This is a genomic window from Allobosea sp. AK1 (assembly GCF_006714945.1).
GTDB lineage: Bacteria > Pseudomonadota > Alphaproteobacteria > Rhizobiales > Beijerinckiaceae > Allobosea > Allobosea robiniae.
This window is the reverse complement of record NZ_VFMG01000002.1, coordinates 130,613-150,361: the sequence shown is the minus strand read 5'-3', so window position 1 is coordinate 150,361 and position 19,749 is coordinate 130,613. Positions and strand designations below refer to the sequence as shown.

Genomic DNA, 19,749 nt, shown 5'->3' with positions numbered 1-19,749 from the left:
GTCAGCGGTTACCGAGCTGAAGCTCGTGCGCGGCACTGCGGGCAGCTACTCTTGTTGCCGGAGACTTCAGGAGGCCTCGCGAGCCTCCTGAAGCCTTCTTCCGCGGCGCCTTCTGCAGAGAGTCGCTGCTACCCTCAGCCCAGCATGATGTTGATGGTTTTGGTCTCGGTGTAGGAGAACATCTCCTCGATGCCTTCTTCCCGACCGACGCCGGAATTCTTCATGCCGCCGAACGGCACGCCGAGGAAGTGATTGCTGAAGCCGTTGATCCAGAGATGGCCAGACCGGACGGCACGGGCCATGTTGAGCGCCGCCTTGATGTCGCGCGTCCAGATTGCCGCCGTTAGCCCATACTCGGTGCTGTTGGCCAGGCGGATTGCCTCGTCGGTCGTGCGCCAGCGCCCGACGGAGAGGATCGGGCCAAATACCTCTTCCTGCCAGAGCCGCATGCCTGGCACGACATCGGCAAACACGGTCGGCTCGACCCAGAAGCCGCGGGCGAACTGCTCGCCGCGCGGCCGGTTACCGCCGGTCATCAGTCGGGCTCCCTCAGCTTTGCCTGACGCGATGAAGCCCATAACCTTGTCGAGCTGAACTTTGGAGTTGACGGGACCCATGCCGGTCTCAGCCAGCGCGGGATCGCCCAGCCTGATCGCCGCAACGCGTTCCGCGACCTTCTCAAGCACCGCGTCGTAAATGTCCTCGTGGAGCAGCAATCGACTGGTCGATCCGCAGGACTGGCCCGACCAGGAGAAGTTCATGCCGCCGACGGCCGCGCGAGCAATCTCTTCCGGATCATTGTCCGGAAACACGATCATCGGATTCTTGCCGCCGAGCTCCAGCGAGACATGTTTCACCGCGACCTCGGCGGCCGAGCGCTGAATCGCGCGGCCGCTGGCAGGGGATCCGATGAAGGCAATGCGCTTGATCTCGGGATGACGGACGATGGCATCGCCGACGCTACGCCCAGGGCCTGTCACGATGTTGAAGAGGCCCGGCGGCAGCGCATCACGGGCGATCTCGCTCAGGACCATGGCGGACAGGGGGCTCGTTTCGGGCGGCTTGACGATGACGGCGTTGCCCGAAGCGAGCGCCGCGGCCGTACGGGCCACGGCAAACATGACCGGATGGTTGAACGGCACGATCCGCGCAACCACACCATAGGGCTCGCGAAGCGTCAGATGCAGGTTGCGGTCGGTGGCCGGCAAGGTCTCGCCCTTCAGCTCGTGGGCAATGCCGGCGTAATAGTTCAGGCTCTCGACCGCCATGCGGACATCACCGCGCATGGGCGTGATCGTGTTGCCTGTGTCTGCGACCTCGACGCCGAGAATCTCCTCGGCTCGCGCCATGATTTTCTCGCCAAAGCCGCGCAGCACCTCTGCGCGTTCCTGTGGAGGTCGGGCGTTCCAGAGCGGCCAGGCCGCTTGCGCTGCGGCGACGGCGCGATCGACATCGGCGGCAGTGCCAGCAGGCACCCGACCAATGACCCCTTCAGTCGCCGGATTGATGCTCTCGTCCCAGGCGCCTGACTCGCTGGCAACGAGCTCGCCCCCGATCAACATCCGGTCAAGCTTGGTAATCTGGTTCATGGGGAATTGTCCTGATTTCAGGAACGGCTGGCGCGACGCGCCTCGGCGGCTTCTTTCCAAAGCGCCCACGGGCGCTGCATCTGTGGCTCGACATTACGGACGCTGGCGTCGGCTTCCTCGGCTGTCAGGTAGGTGACCTCGCCGAGGCGCATGGCGTCCATCTGGTAGCGCGCGTTCAGCTCAGCGTAGACGGAGCGGTAGACCGCCTGCTTCAACGACTGGGCGACCAGTGTTGAGCCGTGACCACGCATCAGCACGATGGAATGACTGTCGAAATGCTTCGCGAGCGCAGCGCCGAGTTCGTTGTTGCGGATCAGCAAGTCGGTTCCCGTTCCGGCGACATCGCGAATTTCGAAGACGGGAGCCCCCTCTCCGATGAAACCGGCCATGTGGAATATCGCCCGCAAGGGCCGTCCCTTGACGACGCTCAGGGGAACGATGCTGTGCGAGTGGCTGTGTACAACGGCCATGATATCGGGACGTGCCCGGTAGATCTCACCATGAATGAAACGTTCCAAGTAGATCCGACGGCCGGCCGCATTGACCGGTGTGCCATCGAGATGAAACTCCACGATGTCTTCGGCCGTGACCTGCCCAGGCGCCATATTGCGCGCCAGCAGGAACCGCTCCGGATCCTTGTCGTGCCGCACGCTCGCGTGTCCGAATGCGTCCACGACGCCTTGGTCGAAAAGGATATGATTTGCGGTGACCAGATCGGCCACGAGGCTCGGGTCGGCGGGGGAAGCCGGCTCGCCCCGGTCAGTCGCGTTCTGCGAGACCTGTTCTGACGAAAGCGTATTGCACATCTTCTTTCCTCCTTGATTTTCGTTCCGAAACGGTCGTTCCGGTTTCGCTGGTAAAGTTCATCGCCGCGTCCGGGCACTCGATTGGAAGCGGCCCGTGGCGCGTGAAATTCAGTCGAACAGGGGGCGGTCCCCAAGCTGGGCGCAGCCGCTATTAGGCGTCCTACGCTACCCGACCTGGCCCAGCGGTCCTCTCGTTCGGAGCTGCCCTGCCTTGGGACGGGCTGCCGTTAGATTGCGTGCGATGCTCCAATGATTGGCAGTCTGCCGGGACAAGTTCCGCTGGCCGCCGGGCAGGGGCCTTTCGCGCGTCCGGAGATGGCTCATAGGTTGCTGGCTCCTCCGGGCACTTTCGGCCGACAGCGCCATCGTCGGGCATGATCTGACGCCCTTGATGGGTGCATCGATCGTCAGCATGCAGATTATCTTTCAGCTGTCAATGACGGTTCGTTCGCGATAATTCATGTGCAATGCGACATGATTTGTCCCTAAATTCGCCAAATCGCACGAAGGAAACGGCGTCCATCATGGGCGAGAAGAACGACTTGAACCCTGAGGCCGACGAGACTTTCGCGTTGTACGGCCTGCCCGGCCATCTCATTCGACGCCTGCAGCAGGCATCTGTGTCGCTGTTCATCGAGGAGACGCTGGAGGCCGGCTTCGATCTCACGCCTGTCCAGTATGCAGCGCTGTTCGGTGTCGGCGAACACCCTGGGCTCGACCAGATCACGCTCGCAGGACTCATCGCCTACGACCGGACGACAATCGGCGGCGTGATCGACCGCCTCGAGGCCAAGGGTCTGCTCCGGAGGGCGGCATCGCCGGAGGATCGACGGGTCAGAACCCTCTATCTGATGCCAGAGGGGGAGGAGCTGCTGAAGGCGATCAGCTCCACTGTGGCAAAGATTCAGGATGAGATCCTTCAGCCGCTAGGTGCTGAAGAACGTTCGATTTTCATGCTGCTCCTAAGCAAGTTGGTCCGGGCGAAGAACGAGCGTACACGCGTCCCGATGCGGCCTGTGAAGAAGCGCTAGGCTCGTGCTGTCGTAAGCACCGTCAAAACGGTCGGCATAATCTGAATATGTGTCTCGGCGGGACTGAGAAGCCCCGTGCGGCGGCGATATCATTGCACTTGGTCGCCTTGACATAACGCATATTATCAGTATGCTGATTTAAAGTGACCTATGTCGTCGCTGGGCTGACGGCCGGACACGCTTGGTGCGGGGTTTAGGCGGCGCAGCGGGATGTCTGTCTCCGAATGGCGCTCGACCAAATGGTCGTTGGACGTCGCGGTTGAGTGGGTCGCATCACGTAAGGCCAGCGGCCGTGCGGCGCGTGTGACCGGGTCAGGAAGGTCGCGTTCGCCGGGGCGAGATCAGAAGCAAAACAAGACGGAGCTTCCGGAAGCTCTCAGGAGGACTCCCATGACGACATCGCAACCGGTCGTGATCGCCGGAGCCGGCATTGGCGGTCTCGCAGCGGCGCTCGCCTTGTCTGACAAGGGATTTCGGGTCGTCGTGCTGGAACGCGCGCCGGCCCTCGGCGAGATCGGCGCTGGCATACAGCTCGGCCCCAATGCCTTCCATGCCTTCGACCGGCTGGGGATCGGCGACGCCGCGCGTGGCATGGCGGTCTTCATCGATCAGCTTCGGCTCATGGATGCGTTGAGCGGGGAAGAGATCGCGAATATTCCGCTCGACCAGCCGTTCCGGACTCGCTTCGGTAACCCATACGCCGTGGTTCACCGGGGCGAGCTACATCGCGTGCTGCTCGATGCCTGCCTGGCGCGATCGAATGTGGATTTGCGGACGTCCGCCGAAGTCATTGAATATCACCAGGATGGCAGCTCGGTGCAGGTCCGCCTGCAGACGGGCGAGCATGTGCGCGGCCAGGCCTTGATCGGCGCTGACGGTCTCTGGTCGAACATCCGCAGCCAGCTCGTCGGCGACGGTGCGCCCAGGGTGTCGGGGCACACAACCTATCGATCCGTGATTCCGGTCGATCAGATGCCGGAACAGCTGCGTTGGAACGCTGCGACACTGTGGGCCGGCCCCAAGTGCCACATCGTCCACTATCCCCTGTCCGGCTGGAAGACCTTCAACCTTGTCGTCACCTATCACAACGATGCGCCAGAGCCGGTGGCCGGCCTGCCTGTGGATCGTGATGAAGTCCTCAAGGGTTTCCAGCATGTCTGCCCGGTAGCGCGCTCGATTATCGAACACGGCACGAACTGGAAATTGTGGGTGCTCTGCGATCGAGACCCGATCCAGCGCTGGGTGGACGACCGCGTGGCGTTGCTGGGCGATGCCGCCCACCCCATGCTGCAGTATTTCGCGCAGGGCGCCTGCATGGCGATGGAGGATGCCGTCTGTCTGGCGGACTGCGCCGAAGCCTATCAGGGTGATCTGCCGCGAGCTCTCCTTGCCTATAACGAAAAGCGGGTGCTCCGCACCACTCGGGTGCAATTGCAGTCACGCGAGATCGGGCAGCACATCTACCACCCCGCCGGCGCCCATGCCGAGCTGCGCAATTCAATCCTGCGGGCCAAAAGCCCCGCGGACTTCTACGACGATCTGCAGTGGCTCTACGGCGGCTACTCAGAAAACCTTGCCGCCTGAGGCGAAGCTCCGGAGATCACCATGCTCTACGTCACGCATTGTCTCGACAAGTCGGATACCTCGTCAATCCGGCAAGCCAATCATGCGGCCCATCGCGAACATTTGGGCAGCGCGCCGGTCAATATCGTCGTCGCCGGCCCACTCGTGGCGGACGATGGAGAGACGCCGATCGGCAGCCTTTTTATCGTTGAAGCCGAAAGCCAGAGCGAGCTCGAAGCGTTTCACAAGGCCGATCCGCTCTGGACGGAAGGTGTCTGGGGCGAGATGCGCATCCATGCCTTCCTGAAGCGGGTCGATCGTCGGTAGTTCCGGTATCCGCCAAGGCCAATAGGCGCTGGCACGCAGTCGTGCCAGCGCCTTTCGTCGTCGAGTCCAAACGCTCTGGACTTGCCCTAGGGGATGTTCTGGTGCGGGGCCAGCGACCTCATGCGCTGGTTGTAGATTGGCAGCGTAAGGCCGCCGATGCCGAACCTCATGAGGTAGCCGAGCAGGAAATCATGTGCACCGGCCCGATAGAGCCAGGCAACGTCGCCCTCGGCCATTGCGCGACGCTCGTCGTCGCTCAGGTCTAGTGGGTTGAGCGCCGCCCACGGGTCGTCACGCATGGCTTCGCGAAAGGCAGGATCGCGCAGCAGCTCGCGGCAGGCATGGTTCACGGCATAGATGCTCATCGCCAAACTCCATAGGCGTGGCCGAAGCGCGTTTCCAAATGGACGAAATGCGGGCGAAGCTCGCCGATCGCGCCGAGCATGGCGAGCCAGTTGAACAGCTCGCCGCCAACATTGCCAGCTTTGTGAATCTGTTCGGGCGTGCATTCCTGCAGCATTTGCTCGATGTCGCCTGTGGCCAGGAGCGCCCTGATCCGCTCTGCCCAAGCCGGGTCCGGTATGCCGTATGGCCGGTTCTCGAACATGAGTGGACCCAGCACCTCCAGCGAAAAGCTACCACTTCCCATGAAGGCGACATTGAGCTCGCGGCCATAGCTCCTCACCGCACGCCCGAGCGTCTGGCCAAGCGCGTAGCAGCGGCGAGCCGAGGGCAGCGGTGCGATGTGGCCGTTGACGAAGACGGGAATGACCGGAATCGTCAAATCAGGCGTAGTGAAATGGAGCGGCACCGAAAAGGAGTGATCGACCGAAAACTCCTGCACGAGAGCCGTGTCGAAGCCGTCGGAGATCGCTGCCTTTCGAAGATGCTCGGCCAGAGCGCGATCCGACCGGACCTCGCTCACCGGCACCGCTTCGACCTCGTCGTTGGGACCGGCAAATCGGTCCGCGACGCCAATACCGAAAATCGGCAGGTTGTCGAAGAAGAAGGTGTTGAGGTGATCGGTCGAGAATTCGACGATCACATCAATGGGGACCGCAGCCATGGCCTCTCGGACCTGCGCGAATAGTTGTCCAGTCTCCGAGGTCGGTCCCTCCCGCAGGACGAGCGCTGGCAGGAAGGGGACATGCGGCAAGCCGATTCCGGCAGTGATACTAGCCAAGTTTTCCTCCCGCCTATTTGGTGGCGCGTGTCAGTGCGCTGGTCATCGACGGGTCGTAGCCGGTGTCCACGCGCACATCGACGACAGCTACCTCGCCTCGCCGGACGGCCGCGATCGCCTCACGGAATGTGGGCTCAAGATCCATTGGCTTCTCTACCGGTCCGAACGCTGTGGCGCCCTGGGCGCGTGCAACACCAGCGAGGTCGATTGCAGGGTCGATCATGCGCTGCCCAATCCAGCGGTTCTCGACGGGGCGGTGCCGCATGCGAGCGACGCGCTCCTGGTGAACCTCGTCGTTGAAGAAGGACTGATTGTTGGCCACCACGACGAGCAGCGGGATCCGATAGTGGACCGCGGTCCAGAGCGCGCTCGCACCCATCATGAAATCGCCGTCGCCGATCACCGCGACGGGAAGCCGATCGGTACCGCGCAAGGCAAGCGCGCCGCCGATCGCCATGCCTAGGCCGGAGCCGATGCCACCGCCGCCGTCATAGCCGAGGAGGTCGAGCGGGTGATTGAGCGGCCACAGATGCCCGGCCCAGGACAGGGGCGTGCGGATAAGGCTTGTCTCCGCTCCGTCGAGCGCCGAGCGGAGCGTCGTCGCCAGGAGCGGGACATTGATCGACGAGGCTGTCGCCGGCGAAGGCAGGTCCGGCAGCGAGACGGGGCTCCGGTCGGGCCAGGTCGCAGCGCCGCTGGGTGACGAGGAGAGGGCCTGCAAAAGGGCAGTCGCTGCGACGTCGGGTTCGGTCAGCAGCGTGATGTCCGCCGGCGGCAGACCCTGGTGGTCCATGCTCCAGCCGTTGTGGACCAGTTGATCGACAGACGCCTGAATGACGAGGGGTTGGGCGGCGTTGCAGTCGAAGGCAGCCCTCAGTGTGCCGGCCAGATCCACCCAGTCGAGGCTTAGAATGACGTCCGCTTCGCGGATGAGTGCCTGACCCGCCGGCGTCGGGAACATGCCAGCTGGCGCGCCGTGCAGCGGATGGGTTGTCGGGAAGCTCGCCGGGATCTTCAGGTCCGTGAGCACCAGCGCCCCGAGGTGTTCCGCTAGCTCGATCCGCGTCTGCCAGCCACTTTCGGAACGCGACACCCGTCCCGCAAGGATCAGGGGGCGCCGCGCCGCACCGAGCGCCTTGGCAGCAGCGGCCAGATCCTCTCGGTTCGGCTCTCCCGGGCGCGGTGCGACAAAACGGTGGATCGACGGCGGCGGCACCACCTTCTCAAGCGGCGCTTCCTGGATTTCCGCGTCGAAGCAGAGATAGGTCGGCCCGAAGGGAGCTGTGGTAGCGAGCAGGTGCGCGCGCAGCAGCGATTCCACTGCCGCTTCGACAGAGCCCGGCTGGTCGTCCCACTTCACGAAGTGGCGGACAAGAGCGCCCTGGTCGCGGGCCGTGTGGATCCAATCGATCCAGGGGCGGCGTTTGGCGGCGTCGACGGGGCCGGTTGCTCCCAGCACGAGCATGGGCGCGCGGTCACACCACGCGTTGAAGATCGCCATGCTACCATGCATGAGCCCGACATTGCTGTGCACGATCGCGGCCATCGGGCGGCCGGTGATCTTCGCCCAGCCGTGTGCGATAGCCACCGCATGTTCCTCGTGCAGACAAAGTAGCATCTGCGGTCGTTCGTTTCCGAGGAAGTTGACGAGGCTGTCGTGCAGGCCGCGAAAGCTCGCTCCCGGATTGAGCGCCACGAACGGGATGTCGAGGTCTCGCAATACAGAGGCTATGACGTCGCTGCCAAACGCCGGCGGCGTTTGCGATATGCCCACCGGCCGCTCCAGCGCGCTCGCGCTCTCGTCTATTGGCATGATGCACTCCTGCAAAACTTGCGACGATGAATGGACGAGATGGCGTTGCGGTACTGCCAGGACCGATGCAGTTCTGCCCGCAAGCGCCTACGGAAAGGCGTCTCGCCGATTTAATCAGTATGCGGATGATTTTTGGCGTGTCAAAGCGCTGCCGGGGCGCTCCAAACGCTCCTTTGCGGCTTCCCGATCTGCATCGGTTTGATCAGCCTGAGCAGTTCCGCGATTTCAGGTCGGGCATGGTGAACCTCCCAGGCCGCTTCGTCGTCGAAGATCTCGTAGAGCATGAACCGGTTGGGGTCCGCCGGATCGCGATTGAAGTCGTAGCAGTGATTGCCCGGCCCCGAGCGCACCAGGTCGACCGACCTCGTCATAAGCTCGTTGAACTCTTCGGCCTGATCCGGATCGACAGTGAACAGGACAAGGACGACGTAGCGGCGTTCCGCCAAAGAAGCCGGCATTGCAGACCCTTTCTCGAAGCTCGAATGTTGATGGGGAAGAGAGTGCGATGGGCTCGCTCGGACGCCGATGCTCACATCACATGCATGACGCCGCCATCCACCCCGAAGGTCGAGCCCGTAATCTGTTTCGCCAGATCGGAGCCGAGGAACACGACCAAAGCAGCGACATCTTCCGGCTCGCCGAGTTTTCCGAGCGGCAGTTTGCGGACGTTTTTGGCGAAGTGATCAATCGCCCCGTCGGTCGTCATGCCCCACTGCGGAGCCACGGAGGTGTCGAAGAACTCGATCAGGCCAGGCGTTAGCGTCGGTCCAGGCGCAACCGCGTTGGCGCGGATTCCCTTTGGCCCGAACTCAATCGAAAGGCTCTTCACCAGGCTGATGACGGCAGCTTTGGCGACGCAGTAATCGACATAGAACGGATCGGGCTGACGGCCGGCATCCGAGGCGATGCTGATGATGGCGCCGCGGCCCTGCTTGACCATTATAGGCAGCGCGGCGCGGCTGGCGCGGACGCCGCTGATGAAGTTGAGATCCAGCATCGCCTGCCAGGCAGCGTCGTCGACGTCGAGAAACGACTCCCGATGCTGGGCGCCCCCGAGATTGTTGACCAGGACGTCGACCGTTCCGAATTCCTTTGTCGCGCGATCAATGAGTTCCTGCGGTCCTGTCGATGCAAGCAGGTCGAGTTCCACAGGCAAAATGCCACTCGCGTCTGAGAGAGCTGAGACCGAGCGATCCCCTCCGACGACATGGGCGCCTTCCGCCGCGAAGGCCTTCGCACAGGCCAGGCCGATGCCGGAATTGGCGCCGGTGATGACCACGACTTTGTCCTTGAGTCCGGCTTGCATTGAGACCTCCCAGGGCTCGTTCCGGGCGGCTGGGCGCCCGAGTTTTGCGCCATTCTCCGATGGCGCTTGACATAAGATGTATGCTGATAATATCAATGCTGTCAATTATGCTGGCGATCAACGACCAGCGTTTTCTGGGAGGGAGCCATGGGCAGTCACCAAGGCAAGGTGGCCGTCGTGACGGGGGCGGCGTCGGGCATCGGTCAAGCCTACGCGATCCGTTTGGCGGAAGACGGCGCGGATATCGTCGTGGCCGATCTGAAGGCAGGGAGCGAGACGGTCACGCGTGTCGTCGCGCTTGGACGGCGGGCGATCGCGGTAGCAGTGGACGTATCCTCGCCCGAAAGCGTCGCTGATCTCGGTGCCGCCGTTGATGCCGAATTCGGGCGTTGCGATGTCCTCGTCAACAACGCTGGAATCTATCCAGTCCAAAACTTTGAGGCGATCAGCTTCGCTGATTGGCGGAAAGTCCTTTCCGTGAACCTCGACGCAGTCTTTCTGACGACGCAGGCTTTCGCGCCCGGCATGCGTTCCCGCAAACATGGCCGCATCATTAATATCGCGTCGAATACTCTCGGACTCGTCATCTCCGGTTTCGCCCATTACATGGCCAGCAAGGGCGGCGTGGTCGGATTGACCCGCGCTCTCGCCAGCGAGCTGGCGCCCGATGGGATTACGGTCAACGCGATCGCGCCAAGCCTCACTCGCACGCCCGGCACCATGAACCGCGGCAGCGACGCGCCTGGCGGCCTGGGCGGCGCCGACGAATTTGCTTTCGTCGCCACCATGCAGGCGATCAAGCGGAGCGAAGTGCCGGCCGATCTGGTGGGGACCCTGTCGTTCCTGGCAAGCGACGATGCCGCCTTCATCACGGGCCAGACGATCTACGTGGACGGCGGGCTGGTCCGCGTCTGAACTTTCGACAGCGGATTGTGAGCCGCGCTCGGGCCGGCTCATTCGCGTGCAGCGGAGAACGTGATGAGCCTTGAACCTGCCGTCAATCTGATCGGGCAGAACCGGGAAAGGGGGGCGTCCTTGGCCGGGCGATGGTTCGCGAAGATCACCGGCTTCGAGGAACTGGGTCTGGTTGTCGTGCTGGTCGCGCTGGCGCTCGTAATCGGGATCCCAAATCCTGAATTCTTCAGCACTCGGTCACTCGTAACCATCCTTCGGCAGTCGGCCTTCATAGGGATTATCGCCTTCGGGACGGTATATCTGATCGCCATGGTCGAGATCGACCTTGCGGTGGGAGGCATTTACGGCCTCAGCGCCATTACTGGCGCGCTGCTGATCCAAGCCGGGGTTGATCCCTGGGTGAGCGTCCTGGTGGCGATCCTCGCGGCAGTCGCGCTCGGCGCCCTCGATGGCCTCTTGGCCAATCTGCTCGCGGTGCCTCTGATAATCATTTCCCTCGGCACCTTATCCGTCTTTCGTGGGCTGGGATTGATATTGTCGAACGCACGCCCGATCACCGGCATGCCGCGCTCGCATCCATTCTTCGAAATCTTCGGCGGTGATCTTCTCGGCGTGCCAACCTCCGTTTGGGTGCTCATCGGCGTCGGCATCATTCTGCACTTCGTGTTCTTCCGTACGCGTTTCGGCGCCATCGTTCGGGCGATCGGCTCCAATCCGGCGGCAGCGGAGTTTATCGGCCTCCGCGTCTCCTTTTACCGCGTCGCGACCGCCGCCTTGGTTGGGCTGCTGTGCGGAGTATCCGGAGTGCTTACGCTGGCCTTCTTCAAGGCCGCAGATCCCACGCTCGGTGTCGGTATGGAGCTCCAGGTGGTCGCCGCGGTGGTCATCGGTGGAACATCGCTTGCCGGCGGCTCTGGCAGTCTCATTGGGGCCTTTATCGGCGTGCTGCTCATTTCGATCATCGGGAGCGGCCTCGTTTTCTACGGCATCAGTGCCAACTGGGCCCAATTCGTCACCGGCGTCTTCATCCTCGCGGCCATCGCCCTAGATCGCTTCATCAAACGTCGCCGAGCCAGGACGGCGGCCGGCAAGTAATTTGGCCTTTCGATCACCACAGAAAATATAAAGAGGGAGGAATTCCAAATGCAACGCGCTGTATTCATGAAACAGGTAGCCTTCGCTGTTCTGTCGCTGAGCATGCTGGCTGACGCTACGCCCGCTCTCGCCCAAGCGAAGAAAACCATTCGCATTTCCATTGTGCTGCCCGCCACTGGCACGCAGTTCGGTGATCGTCTGCGTTTTGGCGCGGAGGCGGCTGCTGCGACGTTTGGCGGCGCCGTGAAGCTGAAAGTCACCGGCCCGGCACAGATCGATCCCAGCCAGGAGGTCTCGATCTTCCAAAACGAGGCTCTATCCAAACCGGACGCCATCATCGTGGGGCCCATTCCGGCTTCGCTTTTCGTAGAGCCGGCGCTCCAAGCCCAAAAGGACGGCATCAAGGTTACATGGATCGTCGTGCCTCCGACGCGCGACATCAAGGACGGCCTGTTCGTTGGCAATAACGAGTACGAGATGGGCAAAACCGCCGGCGCTCTGCTTGCCGACAAAATTATCGCGGCAAAGGGCCCCAATCCTTCCGGCACTGTGGTGCCGGGCATCTGCATCCCCGGCCTGACGAATCTCGAGGATCGTTTAGCTGGTGCGAAAGAGGCGCTGAACCAGCGGCTGCCGGGCGTAAGAATCGCCAATACCATCGATACAGGCAACGAGCGCGGACGGAACTACGCTGCCTGGGATCAGGCCATCCAGGCCAACCCGGATGGGCTTGCATTCTACGATGCCTGTGAGCCAGGTATGATCAACCTCACCAAGCTTAAGGAAGACGACAAGCGTGGCTTTGCGCTTGTCGTCTGGGACACGCCCGACGAGGTACTAGCAGGGGTGAAACAGGGCGTTGTATCGAGCGCCGTTCCTCCGTCGCACTTCATCAGCGGCTACACATCCGTCTACTTGGTTGCGAACGCGCTGCTCAATGACCGGCCCATTCCCAATGGTTGGGTGCGCACGCCGACGCAGGTGATCAATTCGAGCAATATCGACGCCTTCTCGCAGGCCGAAACCTCGGCTGCGGGCATGCTGACGTATTTCAAGCCGGAAATTGACAAGCTCATAGCAGGGATTCCGGCGCAGTTGCCCCCGCTTGCTGCCTCGCATCGCTGACGGGGGCGTCCGTGGTCGCCATTCTCTCCGGGCACAAGCTCGTAAAGCGGTTCGGGGCGAACATCGCCCTGAAAGGCGTCGACTTCGACATCGAGGCCGGACGGGTAACCGGCCTCGTTGGCGCCAACGGGGCTGGGAAGTCGACCTTGCTGAGGATTCTCGCAGGTGCGCTGGCGCCCGATGAGGGACGGCTCGTCCTCGACGGCCGTGAGGTCAGGTTCGGTTCGATGGAGGACGCTTGCCGCCATGGCATCGCGCTCGTCTCGCAGGAGCTGAACCTCTTTCCTGCGCTGACCGTGTTCGAAAACCTGACCCTGACCGCGTCGGCAGGTGGGCGAGCATTGATGGGCGGGCGCGGCGCTGCGGAAGCTGCGCAGGCTGCGCTCGATGAACTCGGGTTGCATATCCCGCTGTCCGCCCGCGTACACAATCTGAGCCTGTCGGATCGCCAATTGGTCGAGATCGGACGGGCGCTGCTGCAGAAACCGCGCATCCTTATTCTGGACGAACCCACCTCTGCTCTGCGGCAGTCCGAGAAGGACAGGCTTCACCGGCTGATCGGCCAGCTGCGCGATCGCGGTGTCGCCATCGTCTATGTGTCTCATTTCCTCGAGGACCTGCTCTCGATCTGCGACGACGCGGTCATATTGCGAGACGGCGCCCGTGTCGCGGAACATCTCAACCCGAAAAGCTGCGGTGTTCCGGATGTCGTTGCGGCAATGCTCGGCGCGAAAGCCGGCGTCGAGACGGGGCGCGCGCAGGCCACCTCGCTTGCGTCGGCTGCTCCGAAGACGCTTACGTTGAGCGGGCTGCGGGGCCCCGGGCAACTCGCTATCGATGCGTGGTCCGTTCCGGCCGGTCAGGTCATTGGCGTGGCTGGCCTCGCCGGGGCCGGTGTGGAAGAGCTCTTCGGCCTGCTGTTCGGCCGATTGCAACCGAAGGCGGGCCGGATCGGGCTACCCTCCGGCGGCGGCGCACCGAATTCCATTCCGGATGCTGTCCGGCAAGGCGTCGCCTTTATTCCATCCGATCGCGCGCGCTACGGATTGATGATCTCGCGCTGCGTGGCCGACAATGTCAGCGGGGTGCGTGCGCTCGCACAGGGCCGCGACGGCTTTGTTCTCCGCAACCGGAGAATCGATGCTGCTGTGCTCGAACGGTGCCGGACACTCGGGGTCAAGATGTCATCCATCGCCCAACCTATCGGGCAGTTGTCGGGTGGGAATCAGCAGAAGATCGTCTTCGCAAAGTGGATGGAGGCCGACCCCTCCCTGGTGCTGCTCGACGATCCCACGCGCGGCGTGGACATCGGAGCCAAAAGGGACATGCACGATATCATCGGGCAGCTCGCGGGGCAGGGGCGAGTGGTCCTGATGTACTCAACGGACCCCAGAGAGCTGATCACTGCCTGCGATCGCATCTTTGTTTTTGTGGCCGGCCGGCTCAGCAAGGAACTGGCTGCGTCGGAGTTCAACGAACACGATCTTACAGCTGCGATGAATGCGGGAGTACGGGGCGCCGCATGACGTCGAAGGGGCCTTGGCGCGGCGCGCTTGGCCTCAGCTTCACTGCGGCGGAAGTGAGCATTATATTGACAGCGTACTGAGGATCTGTATGCTTACAACTGGCTTCTTGGATGAACCGGTGGAGCCGGTCGTTGGACCGGTGGTGACCGAGGTATCGGAACCGCAAAACGATATGGGAGGATAAGATGTCGGCTGTCATGACAACGGCTGCCCCGCCGAGCGCGGATGAGGCAGCACAGCTCGCGCAGCTCTATGCCGATTTCGAGCGTCATCACCTGATGCCGCTCTGGACGCAGACCAACGATCTCATGCCGTTCACGCCGGCGCCGAAGGCGGTACCGCACGTCTGGAAATGGTCGGATCTCTATCCCCTGGCGAAGCGTTCAGGTGACCTCGTGCCAGTCGGTCGCGGCGGCGAGCGGCGCGCCATCGGCCTGGCAAATCCCGGACTGGGCGGGCACGCATATATCAGCCCTACCCTCTGGGCTGCGATTCAGTATCTCGGTCCGAACGAGACAGCGCCCGAACATCGCCATTCCCAGAACGCCTTCCGCTTCGTGGTGGAGGGCGAGGGAGTCTGGACCGTCGTCAATGGCGATCCCGTCAGGATGAGCCGCGGTGATTTCCTGCTCACACCGGGCTGGCATTTCCATGGCCACCAAAATGCCACGGATCAGCCTATGGCCTGGATCGACGGCCTGGATATCCCCTTCGCGCAGCAGATGGATGTGGGTTTCTTTGAATTCGGTTCGGAACGTGTGACCGACTATGCCACGCCGAACTATTCGCGGGGCGAAAGGCTCTGGTGCCATTCGGGCCTGCGGCCCCTCTCCGGTCTGCAGGACACGGTCTCCTCGCCGATCGGCGCCTATCGCTGGGAGTTCACGGACCAAGCTCTCACCGAGCAGCTTCTCCTCGAGGAAGAGGGCCAGCCCGCCACCGTCGAGCAGGGGCATGCGGCTATCCGCTATATCAATCCAACCACCGGCGGCGATGTGATGCCGACCATCCGGGCCGAATTCCACCGGCTTCGCGAGGGAACGGTGACTAGAGGCCGGCGTGAGGTCGGCTCTTCGATCTTCCAGGTGTTCGAGGGCAGGGGTCTGGTGACTCTTGGCGGCGCCGAGCGCCGGCTTGAAAAGGGCGACATCTTTGTGGTGCCGTCATGGTGCCATTGGTCGCTCTCGGCAGAATCGCAGTTTGACCTGTTCCGCTTCTCCGATGCGCCAATCATGGAGCGGCTGCATTTCGCCCGCACCCATGTCGACGGCGGCGAGCGCTGAAGGAGCGCCATCGTGGTTTCGCTCGAACAGGCACGCGCGGCGCTGCGCGAGAGACAAGGGGACGGTGCTCGGTATGAGGCTCCCGAAGCTCCCGCCGAGACACTGGGCTGGGCTCGGCTGGGAACAGCCTATTTTGCCCGCCTGCTGAACAACCTTGCGGATACGGATCTTCGTAAGCCCAGCCTCGTTCCGGGCTGGCGCCGAAGTCATATCGTCGCACAAGTCGGCTACCAGGCGCGCGCGCTGACCCGGCTCACGGAATGGGCGGCGAGCGGCACGCCGCAGGCGATGTACCCGTCGGAGCGGGCGCGGCTCGATGAAGTCGAGAACGGTTCGACGCTTCCGACCAGGGCCCTGCGTGGGCTGTTTCGCCACGCCGCGGTGCATCTCGATGTCGAATGGCGCGATCTTTCCGGGCCGGCCTGGGATGCGGAGTTGGCTTTGCCGGACGGCCGGCTCATCACTGCGCGCGATACCGGTTGGATCAGGGCCCGCGAGATTTGGCTGCGCGCAGTCGATCTGGATGCTGGCGGCTCGTTTTTAGATATGCCGGCCGCTTTCGTCGATCGCTTGCTGGAGGAAACCCCGGCGGGGCGGAACGGTGCTCCCTTCGTCCTATGGCCGACGGATCGGACGGCTCCGCTGAAATTGGGCGATGGCAAAATTACGATCTCCGGCCGTGCCGCAGATCTTGCCCGCTGGGTGACGGGGCGTGGTGCGCGTCGCCTGCTTCACGATCAACCACTTCCGCCGATGGCCGCGCCGAACCCCACGCGCAATGAGTTTTAGGAAAAATTAGATGGCAAAGCGCCTGTTTGTATCGCCCGAATACCCTGTCGCGTCGGCGGGCGACCAATTGGACTATCCGGTGCACCGCATTTTCTGCGTGGGCCGCAACTACGCCGATCATGCTGCCGAAATGGGTGTTGAAGTTGATCGTGAGGCGCCATTCTATTTCATCAAGGATGCGCAGTGCCTTGTACCCTCGGGCGCAACGACGCCCTATCCGCCGGGTACGGAGAACTATCACTACGAGATGGAGTTGGTCATAGCGATCGGCTCGCCCGTTTTTCGAGCGACGGCGGAACAGGCGCAAGCCGCGATCTGGGGCTATAGTTGCGGGCTCGACATGACCCGGCGCGATTTGCAGCTGGCGGCGCGAGCCAAGCAGCGCCCTTGGGATCTCGGCAAGAACTTCGAGGAGTCAGCCGTCATAGCTCGCCTCGCGCCAGCGGCCGAGGTCGGGCTGATCGGCCCCCAGCGCATTTGGCTGACCGTCAATGGCAAGGTGAAGCAGGATGCTCATCTCAGCGACTTGGTTTGGTCACCGGTGGAATTGGTCCAACATCTGTCGAGGTATTACCATCTGGCGCCGGGCGACCTGATCTACACAGGTACGCCGGCGGGTGTCGGCGCGGTCGTGTCTGGCGACCAGCTTCGCGGCGGCATAGATGGTCTGCCGGACGTCGAGCTGACCGTGGGGCCGGCAGAATGATCTTCCATGGCTATTTCCGCTCCTCGGCCGCGTGGCGCTGCCGCATAGCCTTCAATCTGAAGGAACTGCGGCCCGAGACCGTCTTTGTTCATTTGAGGCGTGATGGCGGCGAGCACAAGAAAGCCGCCTACCGCGCCTTGAATCCGCAAGGCCTGGTGCCGGCATTGCAATTGGATGACGGAACTATCCTGACGCAGTCGCTTGCCATCATCGAATGGCTTGAGGAAACCCATCCAACGCCGCCGCTGTTGCCCTCCGATCCGGCGCGGAGGGCGTTGGTGCGAGGCTTCGCCCAGGCCATCGCGTGTGAAATCCACCCGCTGCAGAATCCACGCATCCAAGGCTATCTGCGCAATGAGCTGGGGCAACCCGAGGAAGCTGTTGCCGCTTGGCTCCGGCGCTGGTTAGGTGAAGGACTGGCCGCTTGTGAGGCGCTGGTCGAGCGCAGTGGTGGCGGTGGCCGGTTCTGTTTTGACGACACGCCGGGCCTGGCGGATATTTGCCTGGTGCCGCAGGTGGGGTCGGCAGAGCGCCTTGGCGTCGACACATCGGCGATGCCGCGGTTGCGCGCCATTGCGGCTGCATGCGCTGAGCTGCCAGCATTTTCGGATGCGGCGCCAGCGAAGCAACCAGACTTCGAGCCCTAAGCTCCTCGGCGAATAGGGCTGTTCGTCGCTTCTTCAACAGCGTTTGGCAGCCCGTGTCACAAGCAAAGAGCGATGTCGATGGAAGATGTCTATCAAAAGCCGGGTCATCTCATACGTCGTGCTCAACAGATCGCCGTTTCGATTTTCCTGGAGGAGTGCGCGCCCGTCGACCTTACCCCGGTCCAGTATGCGGCCCTGGTAGTCGTCCGCGAGAAACCCGGTATTGATGCGACCCGGCTCTCGGCTGTCGTCGCGTTCGACCGCTCCACGCTCGGCAACGTGCTGGAGCGAGTGGAGACCAAAGGACTGATCCTCCGCACCTTTAGCAAGGAGGACAAGCGGGTGAAGGTGCTCCATCTCTCACCCAAGGGCGAACTCGCGCTCAAAGAGGTCGAGCCGCTCGCACGGCGCGCCCAGGAGCGTATCCTGAGTCCCCTTGCTCCAGAGGATCGCGAGACTTTTTTGCGCATGCTGTCGCAGATCGTCGAGCTGAATAATGACGCCTCGCGTGTGCCGCTACGACTGGCGACCTCGCATGGGCCGGAAGCTGCCTGAGTGCTTTGCCCCAACATTGCCCGGGGAAAAACAGAAAATCCCCAAAACGTGCGCAGATACAAGTCTTAGTTTGACGGCCGGAGGTTGCGCGGCAAGTTGATAATAAATCGTTGGTGTTTTGGGGGGCGCTGGTGTTCGCGGTGGGGAACACACCTTCGAAACGCCGATTCCCGAGCGATAACGGTCTCGTTGATGAGGTCGTGAGCTGCGCTGAAGTATAATAATCTAGCGATTATTCTAATCGTCATTAGTGAATACGTAATTATGCCAACATAACGAATTCGTTCTGGGACTGCAATCCTTTTACCTAAGATAATATTATTATATTTGGCACGCCACCAGTGCTCGATAGGCAATCAAAACTATCGGATTTTCCACTGTATTAATATTAATATCAGATTGTAACAAAAAAGTCTAGCTCATCAAAGCTCAAAATTTTACAAAGAACAGCTCGACGCGCCTAACGATATTTACGCCATGGCTTAACGTGCCCGGTGGTATGTTATGATCCCTAACACATTTCACTCAGATCTCCGCCTTTGGGGGGGCGTATCCGGCGGGGCGCAATTGGAGCGCGCCGCCGGTCATTCGCGTGCTCACCGCTTGGCGAGCCAGCTGTCGAGGGCCTCGATCAGCTTCGCGGCGAGCAGGTGATCCGACGCCATGTTCTGACCGGTGATCAGTTCGCGATCGATCACGACATTGGGTGCCCAATCGACCGGATTGGTCGTCACCTTTGCGCCGCTCAGCTGCAGCGCGTCTGGCATGTAGAAGGGCAGCTTGGCATGGAAGAGATTGTCTTCCGCCCACTGCTCTTCACTTACCGAAAAAACAGTCGCCTGGTAGCCTGTGTAGATCCAGCCCTTGGCGATCGCGGCGGCCGCCTCTCCGTTACCGGTAACCAGCGCTGCCCGGAACTCCCGGGCCCGCGGCATAGCCGCGGCGATTGCCACCGGCCCGTGGCAAAGCAGGGCGGTTGGCTTTGCGGCGTCATGGAAGTGGCGCAGGATCGTGCCCATGTCCTCGTCCTGCATCAGATCAACGACCGGAGCATGGCCGCCGGGCACGAAGACGCCGGCAAAGCGGTCGAGTCCACCGTCTATGACAGAGCGCAGCGTGCGCACCTGGTTCATCGTAGGGTCGTCGGCGTAGAAAGCGTTGGCCCGCGCATGAGCCGCCTCGTCACCGCCGAAATGCTGCGCCGAGTCCGATGCTTCGTCGATATGCATCTTGGTACCGGCCGGCGTGGCGAGCACGATGTCGTAGCCGGCGTCGAGCAGCGCCATCGATGGCACGACGGTCTCGTTGAGGTACTGGCCGATCGCGGCCGAGCCACCGCCCTTCAGTTCGATCTGCGTCGCATTTGAGCCGATAACGAGTACTGTTGCCTTGGTCATTGGAGCCTCCGTTTGCTGCACCGCTGTGGGTGAAAGCACTATGAGCTCCCTGCACATATTCCAGAAGTTGATTGTTCTGATTTTAGATATGCT

20 protein-coding genes are annotated in these 19,749 nt (G+C 62.2%); 12 read left to right on the top strand and 8 right to left on the bottom strand.

Annotated elements, in window-relative coordinates; translation table 11 throughout:
• Nucleotides 1-134: 134 nt before the first annotated feature.
• The gene (locus tag FHT98_RS25870) at nucleotides 135-1,589 is read right to left on the bottom strand and encodes an aldehyde dehydrogenase family protein (RefSeq protein WP_142115997.1); all 1,455 of its coding nucleotides are present in this window, start codon (nucleotides 1,587-1,589) and stop codon (nucleotides 135-137) included.
• Between the two features lie 17 nt (nucleotides 1,590-1,606).
• Nucleotides 1,607-2,395, bottom strand: a complete 789-nt coding sequence (locus FHT98_RS25865; protein WP_142115996.1) for a class II aldolase/adducin family protein — start codon at nucleotides 2,393-2,395, stop codon at nucleotides 1,607-1,609.
• A 524-nt stretch (nucleotides 2,396-2,919) separates the two neighbouring features.
• Between FHT98_RS25865 and FHT98_RS25860 the strand changes: the two genes are divergently transcribed.
• The 3 genes from FHT98_RS25860 to FHT98_RS25850 all read left to right on the top strand — a co-directional run bounded on the left by FHT98_RS25860 (nucleotide 2,920) and on the right by FHT98_RS25850 (nucleotide 5,316).
• Nucleotides 2,920-3,426 carry a MarR family winged helix-turn-helix transcriptional regulator gene (locus tag FHT98_RS25860; RefSeq protein WP_142115995.1) on the top strand — a complete coding sequence of 169 codons (507 nt, stop codon included), beginning with the start codon at nucleotides 2,920-2,922 and terminating at the stop codon, nucleotides 3,424-3,426.
• A 390-nt stretch (nucleotides 3,427-3,816) separates the two neighbouring features.
• Complete coding sequence (locus FHT98_RS25855; protein WP_142115994.1) at nucleotides 3,817-5,010, top strand: 3-hydroxybenzoate 6-monooxygenase; 1,194 nt, start codon at nucleotides 3,817-3,819, stop codon at nucleotides 5,008-5,010.
• A 21-nt stretch (nucleotides 5,011-5,031) separates the two neighbouring features.
• Entirely contained in the window at nucleotides 5,032-5,316 is a 285-nt protein-coding gene (locus FHT98_RS25850) for a YciI family protein (RefSeq protein WP_142115993.1), read from the top strand.
• Between the two features lie 86 nt (nucleotides 5,317-5,402).
• Here the strand turns inward: FHT98_RS25850 and FHT98_RS25845 are convergent, their stop codons facing one another.
• From FHT98_RS25845 to FHT98_RS25825, 5 genes are all read right to left on the bottom strand, one after another.
• Complete coding sequence (locus FHT98_RS25845) at nucleotides 5,403-5,681, bottom strand: hypothetical protein (RefSeq protein ID WP_142115992.1); 279 nt, start codon at nucleotides 5,679-5,681, stop codon at nucleotides 5,403-5,405.
• A complete protein-coding gene (locus FHT98_RS25840; RefSeq protein ID WP_248309371.1) occupies nucleotides 5,678-6,472 on the bottom strand; it encodes a DODA-type extradiol aromatic ring-opening family dioxygenase in 795 nt (264 codons plus the stop codon). The genes FHT98_RS25845 and FHT98_RS25840 overlap by 4 nt, the downstream gene beginning before the upstream one ends.
• A gap of 40 nt (nucleotides 6,473-6,512) precedes the next feature.
• The gene (locus FHT98_RS25835) at nucleotides 6,513-8,312 is read right to left on the bottom strand and encodes a thiamine pyrophosphate-binding protein (protein WP_142115990.1); all 1,800 of its coding nucleotides are present in this window, start codon (nucleotides 8,310-8,312) and stop codon (nucleotides 6,513-6,515) included.
• 140 nt (nucleotides 8,313-8,452) lie between these two features.
• Complete coding sequence (locus FHT98_RS25830; protein ID WP_142115989.1) at nucleotides 8,453-8,845, bottom strand: putative quinol monooxygenase; 393 nt, start codon at nucleotides 8,843-8,845, stop codon at nucleotides 8,453-8,455.
• Nucleotides 8,842-9,618, bottom strand: a complete 777-nt coding sequence (locus tag FHT98_RS25825; protein WP_142115988.1) for an SDR family NAD(P)-dependent oxidoreductase — start codon at nucleotides 9,616-9,618, stop codon at nucleotides 8,842-8,844. The genes FHT98_RS25830 and FHT98_RS25825 overlap by 4 nt, the downstream gene beginning before the upstream one ends.
• A 147-nt stretch (nucleotides 9,619-9,765) precedes the next feature.
• Between FHT98_RS25825 and FHT98_RS25820 the strand changes: the two genes are divergently transcribed.
• The 9 genes from FHT98_RS25820 (at nucleotide 9,766) to FHT98_RS25780 (ending at nucleotide 18,259) form a co-directional block, all read left to right on the top strand.
• Entirely contained in the window at nucleotides 9,766-10,533 is a 768-nt protein-coding gene (locus tag FHT98_RS25820) for an SDR family NAD(P)-dependent oxidoreductase (protein WP_142115987.1), read from the top strand.
• A gap of 63 nt (nucleotides 10,534-10,596) precedes the next feature.
• The gene (locus FHT98_RS25815; RefSeq protein WP_142115986.1) at nucleotides 10,597-11,628 is read left to right on the top strand and encodes an ABC transporter permease; all 1,032 of its coding nucleotides are present in this window, start codon (nucleotides 10,597-10,599) and stop codon (nucleotides 11,626-11,628) included.
• Nucleotides 11,629-11,676: 48 nt separating this feature from the next.
• Nucleotides 11,677-12,753 carry a sugar ABC transporter substrate-binding protein gene (locus FHT98_RS25810; RefSeq protein WP_142115985.1) on the top strand — a complete coding sequence of 359 codons (1,077 nt, stop codon included), beginning with the start codon at nucleotides 11,677-11,679 and terminating at the stop codon, nucleotides 12,751-12,753.
• A gap of 11 nt (nucleotides 12,754-12,764) precedes the next feature.
• Nucleotides 12,765-14,279: a sugar ABC transporter ATP-binding protein gene (locus FHT98_RS25805; RefSeq protein ID WP_142115984.1), complete on the top strand. Its 1,515-nt coding sequence runs from the start codon at nucleotides 12,765-12,767 to the stop codon at nucleotides 14,277-14,279.
• Between the two features lie 185 nt (nucleotides 14,280-14,464).
• Nucleotides 14,465-15,562, top strand: a complete 1,098-nt coding sequence (locus tag FHT98_RS25800) for a cupin domain-containing protein (protein WP_142115983.1) — start codon at nucleotides 14,465-14,467, stop codon at nucleotides 15,560-15,562.
• A gap of 12 nt (nucleotides 15,563-15,574) precedes the next feature.
• Nucleotides 15,575-16,351, top strand: a complete 777-nt coding sequence (locus FHT98_RS25795) for a maleylpyruvate isomerase family mycothiol-dependent enzyme (RefSeq protein WP_210244441.1) — start codon at nucleotides 15,575-15,577, stop codon at nucleotides 16,349-16,351.
• A 10-nt stretch (nucleotides 16,352-16,361) separates the two neighbouring features.
• Nucleotides 16,362-17,057 (top strand): fumarylacetoacetate hydrolase family protein, encoded by a 696-nt coding sequence (locus tag FHT98_RS25790; RefSeq protein ID WP_142115981.1) that lies wholly within the window; start codon nucleotides 16,362-16,364, stop codon nucleotides 17,055-17,057.
• Nucleotides 17,054-17,704 carry a maleylacetoacetate isomerase gene (gene maiA / locus FHT98_RS25785; protein ID WP_142115980.1) on the top strand — a complete coding sequence of 217 codons (651 nt, stop codon included), beginning with the start codon at nucleotides 17,054-17,056 and terminating at the stop codon, nucleotides 17,702-17,704. Before FHT98_RS25790 ends, maiA begins: the two co-directional genes overlap by 4 nt.
• A gap of 72 nt (nucleotides 17,705-17,776) precedes the next feature.
• Nucleotides 17,777-18,259, top strand: coding sequence for a MarR family winged helix-turn-helix transcriptional regulator (locus tag FHT98_RS25780; protein ID WP_142115979.1), 483 nt, complete (start codon nucleotides 17,777-17,779; stop codon nucleotides 18,257-18,259).
• Between the two features lie 596 nt (nucleotides 18,260-18,855).
• Here FHT98_RS25780 and FHT98_RS25775 read toward each other — a convergent pair.
• Entirely contained in the window at nucleotides 18,856-19,656 is an 801-nt protein-coding gene (locus FHT98_RS25775) for a type 1 glutamine amidotransferase domain-containing protein (protein ID WP_142115978.1), read from the bottom strand.
• Nucleotides 19,657-19,749 lie beyond the last annotated feature (93 nt).

Excerpts from the sequence above, each read along its gene's own strand:
- FHT98_RS25870 (WP_142115997.1), bottom strand. The coding sequence starts at position 1,589 with ATGAACCAGATTACCAAGCTTGACCGGATGTTGATCGGGGGCGAGCTC.
- FHT98_RS25865 (WP_142115996.1), bottom strand. The coding sequence starts at position 2,395 with ATGTGCAATACGCTTTCGTCAGAACAGGTCTCGCAGAACGCGACTGAC.
- FHT98_RS25860 (WP_142115995.1), top strand. The coding sequence starts at position 2,920 with ATGGGCGAGAAGAACGACTTGAACCCTGAGGCCGACGAGACTTTCGCG.
- FHT98_RS25855 (WP_142115994.1), top strand. The coding sequence starts at position 3,817 with ATGACGACATCGCAACCGGTCGTGATCGCCGGAGCCGGCATTGGCGGT.
- FHT98_RS25850 (WP_142115993.1), top strand. The coding sequence starts at position 5,032 with ATGCTCTACGTCACGCATTGTCTCGACAAGTCGGATACCTCGTCAATC.
- FHT98_RS25845 (WP_142115992.1), bottom strand. The coding sequence starts at position 5,681 with ATGAGCATCTATGCCGTGAACCATGCCTGCCGCGAGCTGCTGCGCGAT.
- FHT98_RS25835 (WP_142115990.1), bottom strand. The coding sequence starts at position 8,312 with ATGCCAATAGACGAGAGCGCGAGCGCGCTGGAGCGGCCGGTGGGCATA.
- FHT98_RS25825 (WP_142115988.1), bottom strand. The coding sequence starts at position 9,618 with ATGCAAGCCGGACTCAAGGACAAAGTCGTGGTCATCACCGGCGCCAAT.
- FHT98_RS25820 (WP_142115987.1), top strand. The coding sequence starts at position 9,766 with ATGGGCAGTCACCAAGGCAAGGTGGCCGTCGTGACGGGGGCGGCGTCG.
- FHT98_RS25815 (WP_142115986.1), top strand. The coding sequence starts at position 10,597 with ATGAGCCTTGAACCTGCCGTCAATCTGATCGGGCAGAACCGGGAAAGG.
- FHT98_RS25810 (WP_142115985.1), top strand. The coding sequence starts at position 11,677 with ATGCAACGCGCTGTATTCATGAAACAGGTAGCCTTCGCTGTTCTGTCG.
- FHT98_RS25800 (WP_142115983.1), top strand. The coding sequence starts at position 14,465 with ATGTCGGCTGTCATGACAACGGCTGCCCCGCCGAGCGCGGATGAGGCA.
- FHT98_RS25790 (WP_142115981.1), top strand. The coding sequence starts at position 16,362 with ATGGCAAAGCGCCTGTTTGTATCGCCCGAATACCCTGTCGCGTCGGCG.
- maiA (WP_142115980.1), top strand. The coding sequence starts at position 17,054 with ATGATCTTCCATGGCTATTTCCGCTCCTCGGCCGCGTGGCGCTGCCGC.
- FHT98_RS25780 (WP_142115979.1), top strand. The coding sequence starts at position 17,777 with ATGTCGATGGAAGATGTCTATCAAAAGCCGGGTCATCTCATACGTCGT.
- FHT98_RS25775 (WP_142115978.1), bottom strand. The coding sequence starts at position 19,656 with ATGACCAAGGCAACAGTACTCGTTATCGGCTCAAATGCGACGCAGATC.